At 42.5% G+C, this 22,175-nt stretch carries 14 protein-coding genes; 4 read left to right on the top strand and 10 right to left on the bottom strand.

The window, feature by feature from the left end; genetic code table 11:
• Position 1: 1 nt before the first annotated feature.
• Positions 2 to 817: a hypothetical protein gene (locus tag PAARA_RS17985; RefSeq protein ID WP_062570368.1), complete on the top strand. Its 816-nt coding sequence runs from the start codon at positions 2 to 4 to the stop codon at positions 815 to 817.
• 13 nt (positions 818 to 830) lie between these two features.
• The gene (locus PAARA_RS17980; protein WP_062570367.1) at positions 831 to 2,186 is read left to right on the top strand and encodes a phospholipase D-like domain-containing protein; all 1,356 of its coding nucleotides are present in this window, start codon (positions 831 to 833) and stop codon (positions 2,184 to 2,186) included.
• A 136-nt stretch (positions 2,187 to 2,322) separates the two neighbouring features.
• Here PAARA_RS17980 and gcvP read toward each other — a convergent pair whose 3' ends face one another.
• The 4 genes from gcvP to PAARA_RS17960 form a co-directional block, all read right to left on the bottom strand.
• Positions 2,323 to 5,211: an aminomethyl-transferring glycine dehydrogenase gene (gene gcvP, locus PAARA_RS17975; RefSeq protein WP_062570366.1), complete on the bottom strand. Its 2,889-nt coding sequence runs from the start codon at positions 5,209 to 5,211 to the stop codon at positions 2,323 to 2,325.
• 199 nt (positions 5,212 to 5,410) lie between these two features.
• A complete protein-coding gene (gcvH, locus tag PAARA_RS17970; protein ID WP_062570365.1) occupies positions 5,411 to 5,800 on the bottom strand; it encodes a glycine cleavage system protein GcvH in 390 nt (129 codons plus the stop codon).
• An 88-nt stretch (positions 5,801 to 5,888) separates the two neighbouring features.
• Positions 5,889 to 6,971, bottom strand: a complete 1,083-nt coding sequence (gene gcvT / locus PAARA_RS17965; RefSeq protein WP_062570364.1) for a glycine cleavage system aminomethyltransferase GcvT — start codon at positions 6,969 to 6,971, stop codon at positions 5,889 to 5,891.
• A gap of 179 nt (positions 6,972 to 7,150) precedes the next feature.
• Positions 7,151 to 7,750 carry a hypothetical protein gene (locus PAARA_RS17960; protein WP_062570363.1) on the bottom strand — a complete coding sequence of 200 codons (600 nt, stop codon included), beginning with the start codon at positions 7,748 to 7,750 and terminating at the stop codon, positions 7,151 to 7,153.
• Positions 7,751 to 7,874: 124 nt separating this feature from the next.
• On the opposite strand from PAARA_RS17960, the gene PAARA_RS17955 reads away from it, so the two are divergent.
• A complete protein-coding gene (locus PAARA_RS17955) occupies positions 7,875 to 8,720 on the top strand; it encodes a LysR family transcriptional regulator (RefSeq protein WP_062570362.1) in 846 nt (281 codons plus the stop codon).
• Between the two features lie 312 nt (positions 8,721 to 9,032).
• Positions 9,033 to 11,183: a TonB-dependent receptor family protein gene (locus tag PAARA_RS17950; RefSeq protein ID WP_062570361.1), complete on the top strand. Its 2,151-nt coding sequence runs from the start codon at positions 9,033 to 9,035 to the stop codon at positions 11,181 to 11,183.
• A gap of 238 nt (positions 11,184 to 11,421) precedes the next feature.
• On the opposite strand, the gene nagP is transcribed toward PAARA_RS17950, so the two are convergent.
• The 6 genes from nagP to PAARA_RS17920 all read right to left on the bottom strand — a co-directional run bounded on the left by nagP (position 11,422) and on the right by PAARA_RS17920 (position 21,951).
• On the bottom strand, positions 11,422 to 12,726 hold the full coding sequence (gene nagP, locus PAARA_RS17945; protein ID WP_062570360.1) for an N-acetylglucosamine MFS transporter NagP: 1,305 nt from the start codon (positions 12,724 to 12,726) through the stop codon (positions 11,422 to 11,424).
• 196 nt (positions 12,727 to 12,922) lie between these two features.
• Positions 12,923 to 15,466: a family 20 glycosylhydrolase gene (locus PAARA_RS17940; RefSeq protein ID WP_062570359.1), complete on the bottom strand. Its 2,544-nt coding sequence runs from the start codon at positions 15,464 to 15,466 to the stop codon at positions 12,923 to 12,925.
• On the bottom strand, positions 15,463 to 16,338 hold the full coding sequence (locus PAARA_RS17935) for an ROK family protein (RefSeq protein ID WP_062570358.1): 876 nt from the start codon (positions 16,336 to 16,338) through the stop codon (positions 15,463 to 15,465). Before PAARA_RS17935 ends, PAARA_RS17940 begins: the two co-directional genes overlap by 4 nt.
• Positions 16,339 to 16,361: 23 nt before the next feature.
• Complete coding sequence (locus PAARA_RS17930; protein WP_062570357.1) at positions 16,362 to 17,609, bottom strand: MFS transporter; 1,248 nt, start codon at positions 17,607 to 17,609, stop codon at positions 16,362 to 16,364.
• A gap of 149 nt (positions 17,610 to 17,758) precedes the next feature.
• Positions 17,759 to 19,279 carry a tryptophan halogenase family protein gene (locus PAARA_RS17925; protein ID WP_062570790.1) on the bottom strand — a complete coding sequence of 507 codons (1,521 nt, stop codon included), beginning with the start codon at positions 19,277 to 19,279 and terminating at the stop codon, positions 17,759 to 17,761.
• Positions 19,280 to 19,314: 35 nt separating this feature from the next.
• Positions 19,315 to 21,951, bottom strand: a complete 2,637-nt coding sequence (locus tag PAARA_RS17920) for a TonB-dependent receptor (RefSeq protein ID WP_062570356.1) — start codon at positions 21,949 to 21,951, stop codon at positions 19,315 to 19,317.
• Positions 21,952 to 22,175: the final 224 nt, after the last annotated feature.

Raw genomic sequence — 22,175 nt, 5'->3', positions numbered from 1 at the left:
CATGCGCAAAGTCATCATTACAGGCACACCACCCGCCGATTGGGTTGCCGAAGCCGATGCCATTACTGCACAATTACAAGCAGCCGCTGATGACGCCGCTCGTCAAGTGATACTTGATAGGCATGAAGGTTTCTGGCGAGATGCCCGCATTCGCGATTGGCTTATGGGGCAGTTCGCCAATAAATGCTGGTACACCGAAGCGGAAGAAACGATTTCCCCCATTCACGTCGACCACTTCCGCCCCAAAGGCCGGGTAAAAAATCTCGATGGCAGTTACGAAGATGGTTATTGGTGGTTAACTTTCGACTGGAAAAACTATGTCATTGCCGGCCACTTGATCAACTCAAAAAAGAGCGACCTTTTTCCATTGATGGAGGGAGAGCGCCGTGCCGCAGTGAATTGCCTAGAAATGCAATTGAGGTTAGAAGGCGCTGTTCTCATTGACCCGCTAACCGATCAAACTCGATTGATCTCTTACGACCGCGACGACGATGGCTGCATTGCTGTTTTAGCCGGTGGCATCGACAATTTGGAAAAATTTAAGGCAGAGAAAACGATTGAGATTCTGGGATTAAACAGGATCGACCGCTTAAACCAAAAGCGCGGTAAAAAATGGGACGACTGCCTAAAGCATATCCAAGACTATCAAGGTGCTAGAGCGCATGGCGCACAAGCCTTGATATGGCTAATGAAAGAAATGGCGATTGCAGAGCTAAAAAACAAAGTGAAATATGACGCTGAGTTTTCATCAATTGCAGAGGCCTGTATACGTAAAAAAGCACCTGAACCTTTGATCGCAGCGGTATTCCAGAAATAAAAGGACCTTTGAAGTGAAGCTTATTGCAAATGGACTAAACAAACAGTTTTTAGCCTCTTTTATGCCCAAACCTGACAATGAGGTCGATGGTGTATTGGCAGCTATTGCATATGGTGATGATACAGATACGATCCTTAAAAATTGTTTGAAAAATAAATACAGACTGGACATATGGATGCGTTATGACCATACAGTTCCAGTGCAACCAAGGTTGCTCTCACAACTTTTAGATAACTTAAAAAATAATATTTTTTGCCAGCTTATCCCTGATGCACTGCATTCAAAAATTATCTGGTGGCAAGGCTATGGCGCTTATATTGGCTCAGCAAACTTAACCAACCGGGCTTGGTGGTCAAATATAGAAACAGGAGTTTTTTTTACCGAGGAAGAGCTGATTGCTAATAATTTAATCCCTCAACTCGAAACATTCTTTCTTAATATCAGCGAGCTACAAGAGGCTACCCCACTAACTCAAGATATTATCAATGAGCAAAAAGAAATTCTGGCACTACGCAAAAGTTTAGGTAGTGATCAAATTGAAACTAAGTCAAAGTTAAATCGAAAAATTCCCGTTTTTCAGGGGGTGAGTGATTACACCAAGACAAAAACTGTTGATAAGAGAAAAGACTCTTTCCGTAAGGAATGGCAGGCAACTATAGCCACACTTAACAATATTGCTTCGCAGATTAATGATTTTCGTCCGATTTGGGTAATGCCTGAAACTCCTGCCTACTGGCAAGTTGATCAATTTTTACATGCTTATTACTACAATCAGGTAAAACAATCAGATAACACTTACCCTTTTGAAGAATATTACAATAAGCATCAGAGTGACCCGCAATCGGCATTATTGAATGCTCTAGCTTGGTGGAAAAGCCAAGATAGCGCACCGTCAAATGAAGACGATACTTTTAATTACAGCGCTCCAAAATTACGCGAGCTACTTGCAAAAGATAGACTTCTCTCGCTGACTATAAGTGACATGGAACAGGTTTTTTGGTGTACCCACGCCACAAAAGATCACATTATAAAGATGAAAGCTACAACCTTGGGACGAGCTGATGCTACATCATTAACACTTGCGGAGCGTGTTCCATTATTTACAGAATGGTTTATGAAGCAAAGAAATCCAAAAGGGCAAGACATTCGAAGTGTACTTTACGATGTTCTTTACTCAGGTAAACCAGAAAATATTTGGGAACGTATTTACCATGCGAGTAAAACAGAGGAACTATGGTTACCACATTATGGTATAAACTCGATTGCAGAAGTGGTTGGTTGGGCTCAGCCAGAAACAATTCCTCCCCGAAACGGAAGAACAAATAAAGCGTTGAGAGCGTTAGGCTATCCAGTAAGAATTACTTTCTAATAACAAAAAAGCGAACCAACTGGTTCGCTTTTTCATTTTACTGACCTCAAAATTCAACTACCGGTTGCAAACTTTATTTAAGTTGCAAACTTAATTCCGATAGTTGCATTCTTTATTCGAGATCGACAATCAAACCTTAGTCACGGTATGTCTCAACCGCTGGGCATGAACAAACTAGGTTACGGTCCCCGTATACGTCGTCGATACGGGTTACTGTAGGCCAGAATTTGTCTTTTGCTACGCTTGGTACAGGGAATGCTGCGTAGAAACGGTCGTATGCACGGTCCCACTCATTGCCTAGTACGTCTGCTTGTGTGTGCGGTGCAAACACGAGCGGGTTGTTTTCAATTGACCATTCGCCAGATGCGATACGGTCGATTTCTGACTTGATTGACACCATGGCTTCGATGAAACGGTCGATCTCAACTTTAGACTCAGACTCAGTTGGCTCAATCATGAGTGTGCCAGCTACTGGGAATGACATAGTTGGTGAATGGAAGCCGTAGTCTTGTAGGCGTTTAGCTACATCCATTTCAGAGATGCCTGTTTGCTCTTTAAGTGGGCGTAGGTCAACAATACACTCGTGCGCAACGCGGTTATTACGGCCACGGTATAAAATTGGGTAGTGCTCGCTTAGCTTCTCAGATAAGTAGTTAGCGTTCACGATAGCCATTTCTGTTGCTTGTTTTAAGCCTTCAGAGCCCATCATGGCAATGTATGCCCACGAAATTGGTAAAATAGCTGCTGAGCCGTAAGGGGCAGCAGAAACCGCACCGTTACCGATATTTGTGCCAGCAACATTAATAACGCTGTGGTTAGGCATAAATGGCGCTAGGTGAGATTTAACACCGATAGGGCCAACACCTGGACCACCACCACCGTGTGGAATACAGAATGTTTTGTGTAGGTTAAGGTGCGATACGTCAGAGCCGATTGAGCCTGGGCTTGTAACACCTACTTGTGCGTTCATGTTTGCGCCGTCCATGTACACTTGACCGCCGTGCTGGTGTACGATGTCACAGATTTCACGAATTGTTTCTTCGTAAACACCGTGTGTAGATGGGTAAGTGATCATGATACACGATAGGTTTTCAGATACCTCTTCGGCTTTCGCTTTAAGGTCTGCCATATCAACGTTACCGTTTTTATCACAGTCAACAACCACGATTTTCATGCTTGCCATTTGTGCAGACGCTGGGTTTGTACCGTGCGCTGAACTTGGGATCAAACATACGTTACGGTGACCTTCACCGCGTGACTCATGGTATTTACGAATCGCGATTAAGCCTGCGTATTCACCTTGTGCACCTGAGTTAGGTTGTAGTGAAACTGCATCGTAACCTGTGATGTTTACTAACCAATCATGTAACTCAGTCATCATGATTTGGTAACCCGCTGCCTGATCAAGTGGGCAGAATGGGTGTAAGTTTGCAAACTCAGGCCAAGTGATTGGGATCATCTCAGCTGTCGCATTAAGTTTCATCGTACATGAACCTAATGAGATCATTGAGTGGTTAAGCGCTAAATCTTTGTTTTCTAGACGCTTGATGTAACGCAGCATTTCAGTCTCGCTGTGGTACGAGTTGAAGTTAGGGTGCGTTAAAATTTCGTCATCGCGTACTAGGCTGGCAGGAATAGAGTTGCTGCCGTTTACTTCGATTTCGTTTGCTAGTGCGTCAACGCTCAGGCCGTGGTCTTCACCTAAGATGATGTCGAATAGCTCAGCTACGTCTGCACGCGTTGTTGTTTCTGATACAGAAATTGAGTATTCACCTGCGCGGTTAGAGGCAAAGTTAACGCCGTGCTCTACTGCACGTGCAACGATTTCGTCTTTGTTATCTGCAACAACAGTCAGTGTATCGAACCATGTGTCGTGCTTAAGGTTTACACCTTTCGCTTTTAAGCCTGCCGCTAAGATGTCTGCAAAACGGTGGATACGCTCAGCAATCGTTTTAAGGCCTTGTGGACCGTGGTAGACCGCGTAGAACGCTGCCATGTTCGCGAGTAGTACTTGCGCTGTACAAATGTTTGAGTTGGCTTTTTCACGACGAATGTGTTGTTCACGTGTTTGCATTGCCATACGCAGTGCGTCGTTACCTAAACGGTCTTTAGAAACACCGATAATACGACCTGGTAGTGAACGCTTGTACTTGTCGCGTGTCGCGAAGAATGCAGCGTGTGGACCACCGTAACCCATAGGTACACCAAAACGCTGTGCTGAACCAAGCACTACGTCTGCACCTAGTTTACCTGGTGCTTTAAGCAGTAATAAGCTCATGATGTCTGCAGCAACACAGGCAATCGCTTTTTTGCTTTGTACGCCAGCGATTAAATCGGTTACGTCGGTGATTTCACCGGTTGTTGATGGGTATTGGAATAACGCACCAAAAATGTCGTGGTCTAGTGCTTCATCTGCTTTACCAACGATAACGTCAAAACCGAACTGCTCTGCACGTGTTGCAACAACGTCGATTGTTTGTGTGTGTACGTCATCAGCAATGAAGAATGCATTCGCTTTAGACTTTGCAACACGCTTTGCAAGGCCCATAGCTTCTGCCGCAGCCGTTGACTCGTCAAGTAATGACGCGCTTGCTAAGTCAAGACCCGTTAGGTCTAGGGTCATAGTCTGGAAGTTTAATAATGATTCTAAACGACCTTGTGCAATCTCTGGTTGGTATGGTGTATACGCAGTGTACCAGCCTGGGTTCTCAAGTACGTTACGTAAAATAACGTGTGGTACGTGAGTTGGGTGGTAGCCTTGACCGATGTATGATTTGAACACTTTATTTTTGCTTGCTACAGATTTTAAGTAGCTTAGTGTTTCAACTTCAGTGCGGCTTTCGCCAATTGATAAACCTTGCTCTAAGCGAATGCTTGCAGGTACCGTTTGACCGATCAGCTCTTCAACACTCGATACTCCAAGAGCGCTCAGCATGTCGCTTACTTGCGCTGGGCTTGGCCCAATGTGACGGCGAATAAAATCTTGCTTTTGCTCTAATTGTTCAAGAGATTTGGCGTTTGACATTTGTCCAGATTCCTATGATCCAAAAAAAAGTGGTTACTGCCAATGGGTAACTGGCAATAACTTAAAAACGTGTTGATTTAGTAACTTACAGCGTATGGAAACGTAAGCTATAAAATCATAAAAGCCCCAGTGAAACCCAAGCTAGGTAGTTGATTAGCTAGGTATCTAGACGGGGCTTTTAGTCGGCGTGACTAATTAATTAGTCTTCGTCGATTGTGTTAGCGTAGCCTTCAGCGTCTAACAGGTTATCAAGCTCTGATGTGTCAGATGCTTTGATACGGAATAACCAACCGTCAGTGTACGGGTCGTTATTTACTGTTTCAGGCGAATCTTCAAGATCTTCGTTGATTGCAACGATTTCACCGCCGATAGGTGCGTAGATGTCTGATGCTGCTTTTACAGACTCAGCTACTGCGCAGTCTTCACCCGCGTCAACTTCATCACCAACTTCTGGTAATTCAACGAATACCATGTCGCCAAGAAGTTCTTGTGCGTGCTCAGTGATACCTACAGTAAACGTACCGTCACCTTCGTCGCGAACCCACTCGTGTGAAGTAGCATATTTTAATTCGCTTGGGATATTGCTCATCTTTTTGTTCCTTTGGTTCTGATACCAATCATGCTAACAACTCAACATGATTGGCATTATTAGGTGATAACACCAAATTTTTTATAGTTTAGATAACTGATTTACCGTTACGTACAAAGCAAGGTTTAACAACCTTAACGTTAACCAGTTTTTTACGCATCTCTACTTGGGCTGTTTCGCCAGTTGAACGCGGAACGCGTGCTAGCGCAACACTGTGACCAAGCGTTGGTGAGAATGTACCAGAGGTAATCACCCCTTCACCACCTTCAACGATGACTTTTAAACCGCTACGCAATACGCCTTTTTCTTCAAGCACTAAGCCAACTAGTTTATCTGTGCTCTTGTCAGCGCGTTGCTGCTCTAATACTTCACGACCGATAAACTTACGATCTTCTGGCTCCCATGCGATTGTCCACGCCATGTTTGCAGCAAGTGGAGAAACACTTTCGTCCATATCTAAGCCGTAAAGGTTCATACCCGCTTCAAGACGTAACGTATCGCGCGCACCTAGACCTGCTGGCGCTACGCCTGCGTCTAGAAGTTGTTGCCATAAATCAGCAGCTTGATCGTTAGGTACTACGATTTCATAACCATCTTCGCCAGTATAGCCTGTTGTCGCAATAAATAAATCACCTGCTTGCACACCAAAGAAAGGCTTCATACCTTCAACAGCAGCTTGTTGCTCTGCGTTAAGTACTGTTGCTGTTTTAGCACGTGCGTTAGGGCCTTGAACGGCAATCATTGCAAACTCAGGACGCTCAGTCACTGTTACGGCAAAATCAGCCGACACTTTAGCTAAATGTGCTAAATCTTTTTCACGTGTTGCTGAGTTAACAACTAAACGATAGTCAGTGTCTGAAAAGAAGTAGATGATCAGGTCGTCGATTACGCCGCCTTCTTCGTTAAGCATACCTGTGTAAAGTGCTTTACCTGGTACAGTTAACTTAGCAACATCGTTTGCAACAAGCTTACGTAAGAATGCTTGTGCTTGTTCGCCTTGAACATCAACAATTGTCATGTGAGATACGTCAAACATACCTGCATCTGTGCGAACCGCATTATGCTCTTCGATTTGTGAGCCGTAGTTGATTGGCATTTCCCAGCCGTGGAAATCAACCATTTTTGCGCCAGCTTCTAGGTGCTTAGCATGTAAAACTGTTTTAGAAGTCATAATATTCCTTCACTTTTAAATTAACCCACTAGTTGTGGGGCGTGGCCTCAATTTAATGAGGGGGAATAACATGGGCGGCGATTATACATTAGTTGCACAGTTGTCACACCCAAATTGCGATTTTGTAACTAAAAACAGCTAAACACCCAAGTGTATAGCTGTTTTAAAAACTTTCTATTTTAAGCAACGTTGGCTAAGGCTAAATCAAAACCGAGCTGCTGTAAGTGCGTTTGCCATTTATCAAGCTCTGCTTGGCGCGCCACCAGCTGAAATTGCTGTGTTGCTTGGTTGTCTATAGCGGTTATAAACACTTCACCACTTTGTGCACCATAGCAGCTGCGCATGTCTGATAAACGCAGCCCTGGCGTTAGTTTAAAGCTGTCCACCAAGGCATCAAACGCTTGCTCACCACTTAGGGTTAGCGCGCTTAAATCGTCCCGCATTACATAATCAATGTCGTAACGTAGTTGTTGCTCATTAATAAGCGACTGTAATTGCACGCTGGCATCTTTACCTAGCACAAAACGAAATGCGGTTTCATTAAAGTAGTACAGGGCATAAGCGTAGCTGCTTGTTAGGTCATCGTCTAATGAACTACGTAAGCCTAAACCGCTGGCGGTTAGCTTATTAATATCAAGACCTAAAATAGCCGTTAAAAATGGGATTGCTTCAGTGCCACTAAAGTCCATAATGGCAGTATCGTTATTTGCTTGTAGCACGTTGTCTGCTGGTGTCTCAGCTTGGCTGTGGCGAGCAAACATTATTGGCGTAAAAGTCATATGTGACACCTATCAATCGTTAATGCTTGAAGTATATTGCGCCGTGCAGGCAACAACAAATTGTAATTATTTATCAATTGATAAATAATGCTTATATATATAGCCCTATAAATAGATTTTTTTTATGAAAAATATTTCTACCGACAGTTTACGCACCCTAGTCACCGTTGTTGAAGTAGGCGGCTTTGCCAAAGCGGGTGAGTTATTGGGGCTATCGCAACCGGCTGTGAGCTTACAAATAAAGCGCCTAGAAGACATGCTTGGCCACAAGCTGTTTAAAAAGCAAGGACAGCGCCAAGTGCTTAACCAGTATGGTGAGTTGCTCATGCCATTAGCGAAGCAAATGCTGCAACAAAACGACGCTATTTTGCAGCAGTTCACCAGCGAAAACGTCACCGGTAAAGTGCGTTTGGGGATCCCAAGTGAATTTGCCGCACGTATTTTACCTTCGATCATTGGTGATTTCGTTGCCCTCTACCCTGATGTATCGCTCGAAGTACGCTCTCGTTTGAGTAAACATTTATTGTCGGTTTCACGCCAAGATCAATTCGATTTAGTACTGGCATTAAACGAAGAGCTCGAATCAGCCAAGTTCCCTATTTTTATGCAAGACCAACTAGTTTGGGTAGGCGATTTAAGCCTTGCGCAAAACGATGTGGTAACACTTGTAACCGCTCCAGAAGGGTGTATTTATCGCCGCCGTGCAATTGAAGCATTACAAAGTGCAGGTATTAAATACCGTATTGCTTACAGTAATGCCGACTTAACGGGCCTGACTGCCGCCTTAAAAGAAGGCTTAGGCATTACGGTGCTCGCAAAAAGTACCGTACCCAATGAGCTTAACTACCAGCTACAAACTAAAGATCTCCCTGAACTGGGTCAAATTGGCATTAGTTTAATAAAACGCGCTGATGAAGCTGGTAACGCAGTAGATAAACTCGCTGAGTTTATCGCCTTGCGCTTAACCTAAGGTTGAATCACTATAAAAGCAGTGTTTACGACACGAATGTAAGCCAAAACATCGTGCATAGTTAAAACAGCATATTGATATCAATCATTAAGTTATTGCATTTTCCTAAACAAAACACCTAGCAATCATCTTAAAATCAACCCTAAAACACTAGATAAAGTATAGTATTACAATACTACCACAAGGTAATTTTACTCTTTTATATCAAAAACTTAATCATTAGTACCTGTTTTAGTACAAATAGGATTGATTCGTATTATTTTCCATGTTTAAATTACACCGTTTCAAAACCAAGCACAGACAGGACACACAATGACACCTAAGTTTATTGTTTCAACACTTTCGACTGCAATCGCGTTATCTTTAAGCGCTAATGCACTTGCAAAAGATGCAACAAAAGAAGAAAAAAGCTTTGAACAAATTACTGTAATTGGCTCAGCTGCAGCTATTAATGATATTCCAGGTTCAGCAACGTTTATTAGCGAGCAAGAGCTAGAAAAGTTTGAATACACAGATATCTCACGTGTATTGAGCTCAGTACCTGGCGTTTATGTACAAGAGGAAGATGGCTATGGCCTTCGCCCAAATATCGGCATGCGCGGCACGGGCACTTCTCGTAATGATAAAATATCTGTAATGGAAGACGGCGTACTTGTAGCCCCTGCTCCATATTCTGCCCCTTCTGCTTATTACTTCCCTACTATGGGTCGTATGGAGTCTATCGAAGTACTAAAAGGTGCAGCCTCTGTTAAATATGGTCCTCGTACAACAGGCGGTGTTTTAAACTTAGTTTCTCGTAGTTTACCAACAGAAGGCTCTAAAGGATTGTTTAATGCCGAGCTTGGTAGTGATGGCTTCTATAAAGGCCATGCTTACTACGGTAAAAAGAAAAACAATGCAGCTGGCTTAGTTGAAGTATTCTCTTATGGTGCTGATGGCTTTAAAGATCTACCTGTTGGCAGTGACAACACTGGGTTTGAGAAAAATGACTTACTCTTAAAATTTGGTTTTGATTTTGGCGATAACGAAGCCCATAGCCTAGAAATGAAACTAAAGTATTCTGATGAGCGCTCTGATGAAACATATATGGGCTTAACAGATGCAGATTACAAAGAAAGCCCATACCGTCGTTATGCAGCATCACAAAACGATGAAATGAATACACGCCACAATGCGTATCAGCTAAACTATGCATATCGTTTTGGTGACGGTTACGAACTACTGGCTACGGCTTATGTAAACGACTTTCACCGTAACTGGTATAAAGCAAGTAAAGTGGGTACAAGCTACCTTGAGCAATACAGCGAGTTTGAAGCAAACCCAACAAGCGAAGGTATCGAAGGCATTGGCGTAAAAGCGAATAACCGTGACTACCAAGCAAAAGGCTTACAAACTGAGTTCCACATTCCAGCAGGTAACCACTACATTACTGTTGGTGCTCGTTACCATGAAGACGAGATGGACCGCTTTCAGTGGCAAGACACATACACGCTAAATCAAGACCTTTCAATGACGCTAACTGAAAGAGGCGTACGTGGTTCTGATAGTAACCGCGTAGATAGCGCTGAGGCGACAACATTCTTTATCCAAGATCAATGGACTCTTGACGCATTAATCATTAATGCTGGCCTACGCTACGAAGATATTACGATTACACGTGAAGAGTGGTCTAAGTCTGATCCAACACGCTCTAATGGCCTAACAAAAGATATCAGCAACGACAGCGATATTTTAGTGCCTTCACTTGGCGCAACTTATACATTAAACGACAACCTTACGCTGCTTGCAGGTATCCAAAAAGGTTATGCTCCAGCAGCGCCAGGTAACGCTGACCAAGAAGAAGAAGAGAGTGTAAATATTGAGCTTGGTGGTCGTTATGATTACGCTGGAATCACTGGTGAAGTCATTTACTTTAACTCTGACTACAGCAACATGCATGGTAACTGTACTGCAGCTGTAGGTTGTAGTGATGACAACATTGGCGACCAATACAACTATGGTGAAGTATCAGTATCTGGTTTTGAGCTAAGCGCGGGTAAAGTATTTACAAGCAATGCCGCATCATTCCCTGTTCGCTTAACATACACATACACTGACTCTGAGTTCGAAAACGATTTTGAATCTGACCTATGGGGAAGTGTAACAAGTGGTGATGAAATGCCATACGTGCCTGAAAACCAGCTAGCCCTTTCTGTTGGTGCTGCGTTCTCAAGCTTCGTATTCGATACGCAAATGCGCTATGTTTCAGATGCGCATGCAGACCTATCAGACTCAGGCCGCAATGCAATCGACAGCCGTGTAGTATGGGATTTAGCAGCTAAATACCTTATCGACGACAAACAAAAAGTATATCTAACTGTAGATAACTTGTTTGATAAGACTTACGTTGCAAACCGCGCTCATGGTGGTATCCAAACTGGTAAACCACGTACCCTACAACTAGGTTACAGCTACTCGTTCTAATAAAATGACTTAACGAAAGTTTAAAAGCCGTGTGATGAAAATCCCACGGCTTTTTTGTGGAAACAAATTCGCGCGAAATGAATTTCACGCCTACGGCGGCGCTTATATAATTGTGTAGGCGTTATGCTTGCATGGCGCGTTTATTAAAGCATAACCATTAAGATAACCTATACGAAATAAAAAAAGCCGCGGTGATGGGCGTACCGCGGCTTTGCCTAACTTGAATTATTACACCAAGTTATTTCCAACTTCTCATCTTATGACCTTTTAAGGCATAGAATAAGATAAATACATAGCTTGGGATCATCACAATGTACGCGCCTTGTGCACCAAGGCCTGCCACGTTCCCAAGGCCAATTAATAAAGGACCTAATGCACCACCAGCAATACCCATGATCAATAACCCTGAGGCTGTGCCAGTTAAACGGCCCAAGCCTGCAAGCGCTAAAGGCCAAATTGCTGGCCACACCATAGCATTAGCAAAACCGAGTAAAGCAATACATAACAGAGGATCTGGAAGCTCTGGGCCACCAAATGGCACTAATAAAAAGTTTGAGATAATGAATGAGTCGTTGCTACCCATAACCACTAACAAGACTGTGATAATACCGGCAATACCCGACATTAATAGCGCAGTTTGCTGACTCATAAAGCGTGGAATAGTTAAAATACCAATTGCATAACCAATTAACATACACGCCATGGTGTATGAGGTCATCACTGAATAGTCAGCTACACCAATTTGCAACGCGTACGAGCCAATAGTATCTGCGGCAATCACTTCAACAGCAACGTATAGCGCAATACCAACAACACCTAAAACTAAGTGAGGGTGTGCAAGAGTTTCTTTAATTTCGCCTTTGCCATTTGATGATTGATCTTCATCAAACACTAAATCAGGTAATGGGGCAAATTTAGCAAATGCCGCAAAAAGCATGATTAAACCAGCAATCAGTACATAAGGCATGATAAGGCTATTTGCCATGATGTCTTTTTGTTCTTGCGATAATTTGCCCGCACCATCCACTACACCACTTACAACCACAGCAGCAAAAATAACAGGCACGATAACACCTGCAAACTTATTTAATAAGCCCATAATACAAACACGCACTGCGGCTGACTTTTCAGAGCCCATTTTAACCACATACGGGTTAACAGCAGTTTGTAAAACAGTTTGCCCAACACCAATCATTAACTGAGCAAACAAAAAGATTTCGATCATTTGCAGTTTAGCGGCCGGAATATACATTAACGCCGACAAAGCCATAATAGCGCAACCAATCGCCATACCGTTTTTATAGCCGACTCGTTTTATAAGCATTGCAGATGGAATACCAGCAACGGTTACAGCAATATAAAATGAGGAGATAATAAACGAAGCTTGTAACGGCGATAGCTCAAGCATTTGTTGTAAAAATGGTGTAATTGCGCCATTAAGCCAGGTTATACACCCTAGAATAAAAAACATCGAGCCGGCCAATACCATTGGCAGCCAGATGCTTTGTTTTGTGTTGTTGTCACACTCAACCGTTGCTTCCATAATTGTTCTCTTGGTTAATTATTTTTATTTGGCGGGTCATAATAGCAGCTTTCTGCCGTTTAATTTCCATACCAATCACAAAAATTTAATCATACACTAACAAAAATGACAGCGCTATCATTTTGCTGTGTGTACAACATGAAAAAGCCGCAATCAGCAGGCTAATTGCGGCTTTAAAAATCGACAGTGCTTTGATTTAATTAGTTAGTTTTAAAGCACGACCTGCCCTTTCATTATTGATACTCTTCGCTCTTACTTTGACAGCTTGCAAAGGTTTATTATGGCTATCGTAACGATGCCAATTTCCTAACTTATCTTGATACTCGACAGCAATATTTGGATAGGGAACAAACGCATCAATGCCACTGTCCGTCTTTTTGGCTGCCACTGTGGGAATACGATAAAAGCGCCCTGCTTGCTCAAGCTTGGCAAGCTCTTTAAACCCGACAAGAGCTGCAAAGTGTTGCCAGTCTTGCTCTTTTTGTTGCTGCATGGCTAGAGTGAACTGTTGAGTTTTATGGCTATAAATAGCGCCTTCGTTTTTATAATCAAGTTCCCACTCAGCTTTGTGCCATGCTCGCTCGGCAAGCGCAAACAAGCGAGGGTACATCATGTATTCAGCTTGTTGATCGCTTCGTAATAGTTCAGACCATAAATGTCCTTGAATACCGTATGCATCCGCCGTTCTTGCTGATTGGCTATCATCGGCGACGTAGGTTTGATGCTTTACAGAGCGCCAAATTTGCGCGTGTGCTGGTAAGTTATCCGGCATAAAAGAGAAGACTTTTTTACTGTCTATGGCACGACTTGCCCAATGATTTCCTCTTTCTTGTGGGTGTGACTGATAAGGAAAATCAAAATAGGTAACATCAGGGCTGGTCACAACGACTTTCCAACCATTGTTTATGTGGTTATGCGCGACTTTGTGACCTTCGTCACTTAATGTTGCCCACGCGTAGGAATACACATTACTGGGCATATTATTTACATTCACATCACTTAAACCATCGCTCCACCCCGCCACATTTAAGCCTTTATCAGCAACGAGCTTAGCTATTCTTTCAATAAAGTAACCATTAAACGAGTGTATCTTGGTTTTTTGCTGTAATGCGATACAGCTCGGTGATTGTAACCAAGCTCCAGCTGTTTCATCGGCACCAATATGGTATGTGTTTAAAGGCACACCCGCTTCTTTATGAAGTGTAATAACCTCGTCTAAGATTTTATCGATAAAGTCATAGGTTGTATCAAGGCATACATTCAGCGTGTTGTCTTTGTAATGTTGGATAGAGCTATATGCAGTAGTGTCTTCAGGCTCGGTAAGTCGATATTGCTTTGCAAGGGCTGGTTTATTTAATGCCATAAAATGATTAAAACGTGCCTCCATTGCAACAACTGCTGCTCGAGAGTGCCCTGGCATATCAAATGAGGGGATCACCTCAACAAAATGTTTTTTAGCATGCTGTAAAATTTCAATATAGTCAGCGCGACTAAAATAGCCATTTATGCCAGAGTTAGCATTTATGCCTGCACCAAGCTGAGGTAGCAGGCAAGTTTGCTCTGTTAAATCAAAACACCTATTTGCTCCTACAGAAGTTAGTTCAGGAAGACCCGCAATCTGCAAACGCCAGCCTTCGTCATCAGCTAAGTGTAAATGAAGCTTATTTAATTTATACGCAGCCATTTGCTCTATCGTATTTAAAATAAATGCCTTTGATCTAAAATTACGGGCCACATCGATATGCATGCCTCTGTATTCATACCTAGCGCCGTCTGTAATTCTCAATTCAGGTAAGGTTAAATCATCTAAGCTTATTAAGGCTGCAAGACTTTGTAAGGCATAAAAAGCACCACTTGTATTGTTTGCATTTATAGTTATAGCGTTATTACGTAAGGTAAGTTCATACGCATCAGGTAACTGAGACGTTAATTGCTGCGATACATTAATCACAACCCCCTCTTTCGATTGTGGTACTCCTAACTTGGCTAATCGCTCTAATGCCGGTATGAGAGCAATATAATGCGACTTTTTAGCTACGACCTTTATGCCTTTGCTCAAATCAATACGCGAGCTTGAAAGCTGTTCAAGTTTTATAGGTGAAGGGATTAACCCTAACGGAGCTGTTTTAAATGTCGGTTTTGTGTAGCTATCATAAAGATAACTTGCGCCCATCCAAGGCGTTTCATCGTCATCGCTCACTTGTAGTTGTGCGTGAGTGGTAAATGGTTGCAAGTACGGCTGTAGCTCAAGTTGTGTTTCATTATCGACAGATGTTTTAGTACTGGCAATAACCTTACTATCAAGCCCTGGTGCAGCGAGTATAAAGTTAGGTAAAAATTCTGAACGAGTAATTTGCGACTCTTGGCTATAAAACTGTACTGCAAATGCGGTATTTGCCGGCATATCTTTAAATGCTTGTTTAGCCGAAATACGATGAATATCACCATTGATATGTTCAATATCAAACCACTTCGAATCGACCTTATAAACAGGCATTAATTGGCTAAAGTAAATGTGCCACTGTTGTGGGTCAATATCAGTGTTAGAGGTAAATGTAAGCGCTGACAAATAACACTGCTTTTCATGTGGAGCTGGGCAGTTGACGGGGTTTGCATCTATCAACTGATAATTTACTTGTAGACTCTCTGCTAAATGATTTAACTCTGCTTGAGTCGCACTTTGGGCTGAATGAGTCAGCAATAGCAACCCTGCTATAACCGATAAAATAACCTTGTTCATGATGCTTGTTCCAATAAATTCGTTTCAGATGCAGCAAGTTGAAATAACTCATAACCACCGAGTAATGGCGCATTGTCCCCAAGCTCACTAATGGTAATTTGCAGCGACTGCATAATAATGGGCTGCACCAGTAAGGCGAGTTCCGATTTAAGCGCAGGCATAAATAGCGCGTGGGATTGAGCAACAGACCCACCCAACACAACTTTATCTGGGTTAAAGGCAAGTATTACCTGATTAATAGCATGTGCAAGGTGCTGCCCTAGCTGCGTAAATAAACGCAATGATTGGGTGTCGCCGTTAAGTGCGTGGTTGTAAGCTGCACGACCTGTGGTTTGTTGATTTTTAAAAAACTGCCCAGATGTGTAGTCTTCGATAATGCCATCTAAATAGGGAAAACTACCAAACTCGCCTGCCGCAGAATGCTTTCCTGTGTATAGTTGCTCATTTAAAATAAGTCCTGCCCCCAACCCAGTGCCAATGCAGACACCAACAAGATTATCGTCTGGGTTTACCTGAGAATATTTATACTCCCCCATCGCAAAGCAATTTGCATCGTTATGGATCAGAACCGGTAAGTTAAAACGATTCTCTAATAATGTTTTTAAAGGAACATCATACCAATGGGGAATATTGATCGTTTCAATAACCACACCTGTCGGCTGTAACACCATGCTTGGCACGCCGACAACGATGCCTTTGCAATGTTTTTCTATCACGTGATCAATAATGCGATACAAAAATTGATTCATCTGCTGCTTAGTTAAATGGCTATCAACGTCAAAGTAATGCTTTTCCTTAACCCCTTGCTCATCAACTTGAGCAACCAGTGCTTTAGTTCCGCCTAAATCTACGCATAAAATGGTGTCTGACATCTCAGCCTCTACTCTAAATTTATTTAAATCGACGTTTGCGCGTTACGCTTAAAAATATTAATGGTGTGATTATTAACAAGTGGCTTGGCCCATATTCCCACACTGAATAAGTAAACCAGTGGAATAAGCACAATCAATAGAGCCAACTGCAAGCTATTAGTCAGGTCGCTAATCAAACCGATGGTTGGCGATGCAAGCGCTCCACCGATAATCCCTGTACATAAAACGCCTGATACAGCTCCATGCCCATATAACACTGAGTTCAGGGCAAGAGAAAATATTACGGACCACATAATAGATAAGAAAAATCCAACCGCAGGAAAAGCCATCACTGCAACCTCTTTACTACCGAATATTGCAGCAATAAAGCAGGCACTGGCAGCAACACTAAAACCTTGTAATACACGCTTAGCGTTGAACAGTTTCAATAATACAATCCCCAATAGACAGCCTAATGTGAGTGCTAACCAAAAATGGCTGACGACTTGTGCGCCTTGAGTTTGTGGATCGATTTGATGATATCTTTCTAGAAAAACTGAAATTGAATTCGCAACGCCTTGTTCAACAGCCACATAAGCAGCAATAGCAAAAAAGAACTTAATCACAGTGCGGTCTTTTAAAAGCGCTAAGCTGTCTTTGAGATGTAACGTTTCGCTGTTTTTGTCGGCCTTTTTCGCCATAGGTACAAGTGATACAGCAACTAACATCACGGCACATACCAAAGCAAAGATTAAATACATACTGAGCCAACTCATATTCTCTGGCACCCACTGTAGTAACCAACTCTTCTCACCTCTGTTGGCAGAGCCCGCTATGTGGCTATACACTAATGGAGAAATGCTCGCAGCGAAGCCAAACATTAATTGAGCGGCAACCGATAACACCGCAAAGTTATGTGCACCGCCACTGGCTCTGAGTAACGGGTTAATAGCAACTTGCAGCATCGCCATTGCACAACCAATCAAAAATAGCGCGAGCATAGCAACAAAAAAGGTCGGCATAGTTACAAAAATAACACTGCCAATCAGCGCTAATAAAAACGCTAGCTGCATGATTTTCTTTTCACCAAATTGCTGCACCAACAAGCCCGCGGGAATTGACATCACGCCGTATGCAATAAAAAAAGCAAATGCAAAGAAACCTGCTAGTGCCAAGCCTATGTCATAGCTTTCGATTAATGCCGGAAACAAAGGTGCCAGCAAGTTAGTGATAAAAGAGATAGTAAAAAATGTAAAAAGTAACAAAGTTACTAATAAGTAATTAATTTTCATTGTTATATACCTAAATTAAGCAGAGTGGTGATTGCATTTGCTTGTGGGCGGACAAACAAAATGATCCAAGGGGTGGTAATCACCACTCTTAATTCTTAGTGTGCTTAAAAAATTAAAGCCATGTGACATTTATCAAGCGATTACTAATACTATTCAAAGTTGTTTTGCTGCATTGCCTTAAGCTGCATTATGTGTGGTTCGAAGTGCTTGCTACATAACGACTCTAAATAGGCATGAGCGGCTAAATCGATCTCTTGTTGAGCGCTTTCAGTAGGGGCATTTAACGCGTTATCTCTATAGTCCATACCTGCCAGTAAGCTATACCAACTCGGTCTTGAGTAAGCGCTTTCTGGGTATTGATGATATAAATAAGCATCAAAATCATCGCCGTTTCGCCATGCCGCTAACAATGGCTCTAACCTAGTTGGTATCTCGGTAGCCTGTGTTACAGCACGCCAATAAGTGCTATCCCGACGCTTGGATGTCGCATAATGTGCACAAATATAATCTTTAATCCCATTCACTAAATAATGGAGTTGCTGATTGGTATGTAGTCTTAGCTTTTCAGTTTGTGTAGGACTTGTTTGAATTTTTGATATAGCCTCACTCAGCCACAAAATAGATTGCTGGGTAACCATCAGTGATGTCGCCTCAAGAGGTTCGATAAAGCTCTGCGCTAAGCCTATTGCCATGACATTTTTTTGCCATGCAGAAGAGCGTGCCCCTACTTTCATGGACACATGTCTGAACTCAACGTCATTCACTGAAATATTAAGCGTTGCTGCAAGCTCTTGCTCTGCCTGCTGTTTTGAGAGAAAAGCCGAGCTATAAACATAGCCTGTGCCAATGCGTGAGGTTAAAGGAATTTGCCAAAGCCAACCTGCACTCAACGCAGTTGAATGTGTCGCAGCTGGTAGCGGCTGATTCATATTTTGTGGGCACGCTATAGTTACAGCGCTGTCATTTAATAGCTGTTCTGTAAAAGGTTGAAACCTACAGCCGAGTGTTTCACCAATTAAGAGCGCGTTAAAACCACTTGCATCAATATAAAAATCAGCATTAACCGGTGCTGAGCGTTTTAGTTTTAGGTTGCTTATTTCACCTTGAGCATTTGTTGTTGCTGCAACAAATTCATCATCAATATGTGTAACATCACGCTCGATTGCATAGCCCTTTAGAATATGAGCTAACTTTTTGGCATCGAAGTGATAACCATAGTGCTGCTCACGCACCATCGGGCTCTTGGCTTTCGGGCTTAACGCGTTTTTTGCAAGATGTCCTGTTAAAAAATAACTATCGGGGCCACACCACTGCTCATGACCGCGACGTCTTGCATTGGCATTTACAAAAAATACCTCCGCGGTGTTGATATCCATCTCACTATAAAAGGGATGAAAATAAGCACGGTGATCACCATTCCAATTTTTAAAGTAAATACCCGCTTTAAATGTCGCATCGCAATAAGGCATCCACTGCTGCTCAGCAATCCCCAACTGTTGCATAAACTGTTTTAAATGAGGTGTAGATCCTTCTCCTACGCCAATAGCGCCGATTTTACTCGACTCAATCAGGGTAATATCCAGATCAGTATGGAATTTGCTTAGGTAAGCAGCACACATCCAACCGGCTGTACCACCCCCTAAAATTGCTAACTTTTTAATTTCTTTCATAGGGTGTTTAGGCCGTATTACACGGCCTAACTCCATTAAAATTTATAGCTAACACTTAGATAGTAACGAGAACCAAATTCAATGGTATTTTGTGTAAGACCATAGTTGGTGTCGTATGATTGGATAACCTCGTTGGTCAGGTTTACACCTTCAAGGCTGACATCAAGGTTTTCCATCGCATGCCAAATGATTGAAGCATCAATTTGCTGGTAATCATCGTTTTTCACAGCTTGGGCCGCACCAACACCAATCCACTCGCTGCGCCAGTTGTACGCAAGTCGAGTGCTGATGTAAGCATTTTCATAAAACAATGATGCATTGAAGCTATTTTCCGACACCCCTGGCACCATTTCTTTGGTGTTATCAGGGGTATTGGTTTCGCTATCAACGTAAGTGTAATTGGTTATAAAGCCAATCCCATTATCAAAGCTATGCTGAAGCTGTAACTCTAAACCTGTTACTTCACCGTCACCATTACTACGCGGTCTGGTCACACGGCATTTATCATAAAGATCTGAGCTCGCACCACAGCCATCAACGGTTTCAACGGCTTCTGTTGAGAAAACAACATTCTCAATCTGTTTAGTAAATAACGCTGCTGAAAACATTGATGCGTCTGTGAAGTAATACTCTATGCCTAAATCAGCTTGATCTGCCTCATACGGTTTTAAATCTGGATTACCCCCTGTTGCATTACCAAAGTTTTCATTAATAGCTAAACCAGGTTTTAAATCACTGTAGTTGGTACGTGCCATTACCTGCGATGCTGCCGCACGAATAATAATGTTATCTGTTAAATCATAGGCAAAGTTAATGCTTGGTAAGAAGTTATCGTAATCGATGGTTTCTTCAAACTGCTGACCTGCTGCAAAACCTTGTGATGTTTGCTCTGTTTCAACATAGCGCACACCCATATTACCGCGATAGTTTTCACCACTGAAATCGGCTTTTACGTACACAGCAATCATATCTTCATCAACCGAGAAGGTATTACCTAGATTTGCAACTTCAGTGAGCGCACCGGCTTCATACTTATCTGAAATAAACCCCCACCATTTGTCGGTATCAAGATAGGCATATGAATCAAGTGTGTGGCCTGAAGATTGTGAGTGTAGGCCTGTAAAAACACCGCCACTCCAGTTTGCAAAATTACCGTCTGGCACAAAACCAATTATTTCATCGGGATTACGATTAAACGCGACCCGAGAAAACTCACTACGATTAAATTTAATACCGGTTTCAAGCGCAGTAAAAAATTGGCCGTCTAGGATAAATTCAAGATCTAATTGCGCATAGCTCACTTCATGCTCTTGAACTGTGGTTTCATAGTTAGCTTCTTGTGCATGCTTAAGCTGCGAAGCATCTGTCGCATCAAGTGATGTTAACCATACTTGGTAGGGTCCTGTTGCATCATAGGTAAACCCCCCATCGGTACTATTTTGTCCATCAGGAAATGCCGGATCGCCAATTTTATCGCCTTCATCTGTTGCAGGGATCCACCAAGAAGATGCACCAAACTGAGTACCACCATCGGATGTCGACTGACCAATAACCCCTGATAAAGTAAAGCTATCGCCTACATATTTACCCGATAGGTTTAATACATCAGCCTTCATGTTAACGGCATTACGCACCACAGGGTTGTATATAATAGATGCATACCCAGGCTCGATTGTTGCCTGCTCTGTTCCCCCTAATGAATTATTAACAACATTAGATGAGCCCATACCACGCGCACTGACTGTTAAAAAGTTATGGTTTACATGCGGGTTATCGAATTCAAAACGAAAATAATCAACGACAAACTCTGTATTATCGGTTGGTGTAAACTGTGCTGTAAGTTGCGCACTTGTTCTCTCACGCTCTGCTTTAAATGCTTGCGAGCCAATACTCCACGCACCTACCGTTGATTGTTGATTTGCACTTTGATCTTCTGCGAAGTACTCGTAGTAGCCACCTATGGACTCTAATACATGACGACCAGATGTTAACTGTTCATATGAATAGGCTGCTAGCACACCAAATTTTTCGTTATCGTCTTTCCAACTGAATAGCACAGAACCGCCAGGATCCGTTTCATCATACAGCGAGCTTCTTGCCAGCTCAGCCGACACCATGAGCGTATTTGTATCAAGGTCTAAAGGCTTACGCGTTGTTAAGTTAACCGTGCCGCCTAGTGCACCTTCTTCAATATTTGCTTCAGGCGTTTTAAACACTTCAACAGCAGATACTTGCTCAGCCGATAATAGCTCCATATTGAAAGTACGTGTGGCAGGGCCTAAGTCATACCAAGATGTACTTGCCACTGTTTGTCCATTTAATAACACACGTGACTGCTCAGGTGCTGTACCACGGATTGTCACACCACTTACTTCGCCGTATTGACGGTCAACAGTTACCCCTGAAATACGTTGCAGTGCATCACCAATATTTTTATCAGGAAACTTACCAATATCTTCTGCGGTGATAGCATCGACAACACCGTCGGCAAATCGTTTGGTATTCATGGATGCTTCTAATGAGCGGCGAATGCCTCTTACTTCGATGGTTTCGATGTCGTCTTTAGCATCAATCTCTTGAGCATAACTTGTTGTTGGTGCGCTAAATAATGTTGAAGTACATATTGCCAATATGCTTAGTCGAAATGGTGCTTTGGTGTGTTTAATCTTCATTCCTAGTCCCTATTTATTGTTATAAAAGCGGCACTAGGTTATCCCGTTAACCTTACGTTAAGAGGTACAATTCTTACCTGTTCTAGTATTTTTCTATCAATTAATGCCTATTTATGACGAAAATTTAAACCATGATAATAAATAAGAATAAGCTTGGAGTAGGTTAATACCAAAAGGTAATAGAATAGTATCACTATCAATCTTAACATTTGCTCAAATAAGGA

This window comes from Pseudoalteromonas arabiensis (assembly GCF_001550155.1).
Classification (GTDB): Bacteria; Pseudomonadota; Gammaproteobacteria; order Enterobacterales; family Alteromonadaceae; genus Pseudoalteromonas; species Pseudoalteromonas arabiensis.
The sequence above is the reverse complement of the archived record's forward strand: the minus strand, read 5'-3'. Positions and strand labels throughout refer to the sequence as shown.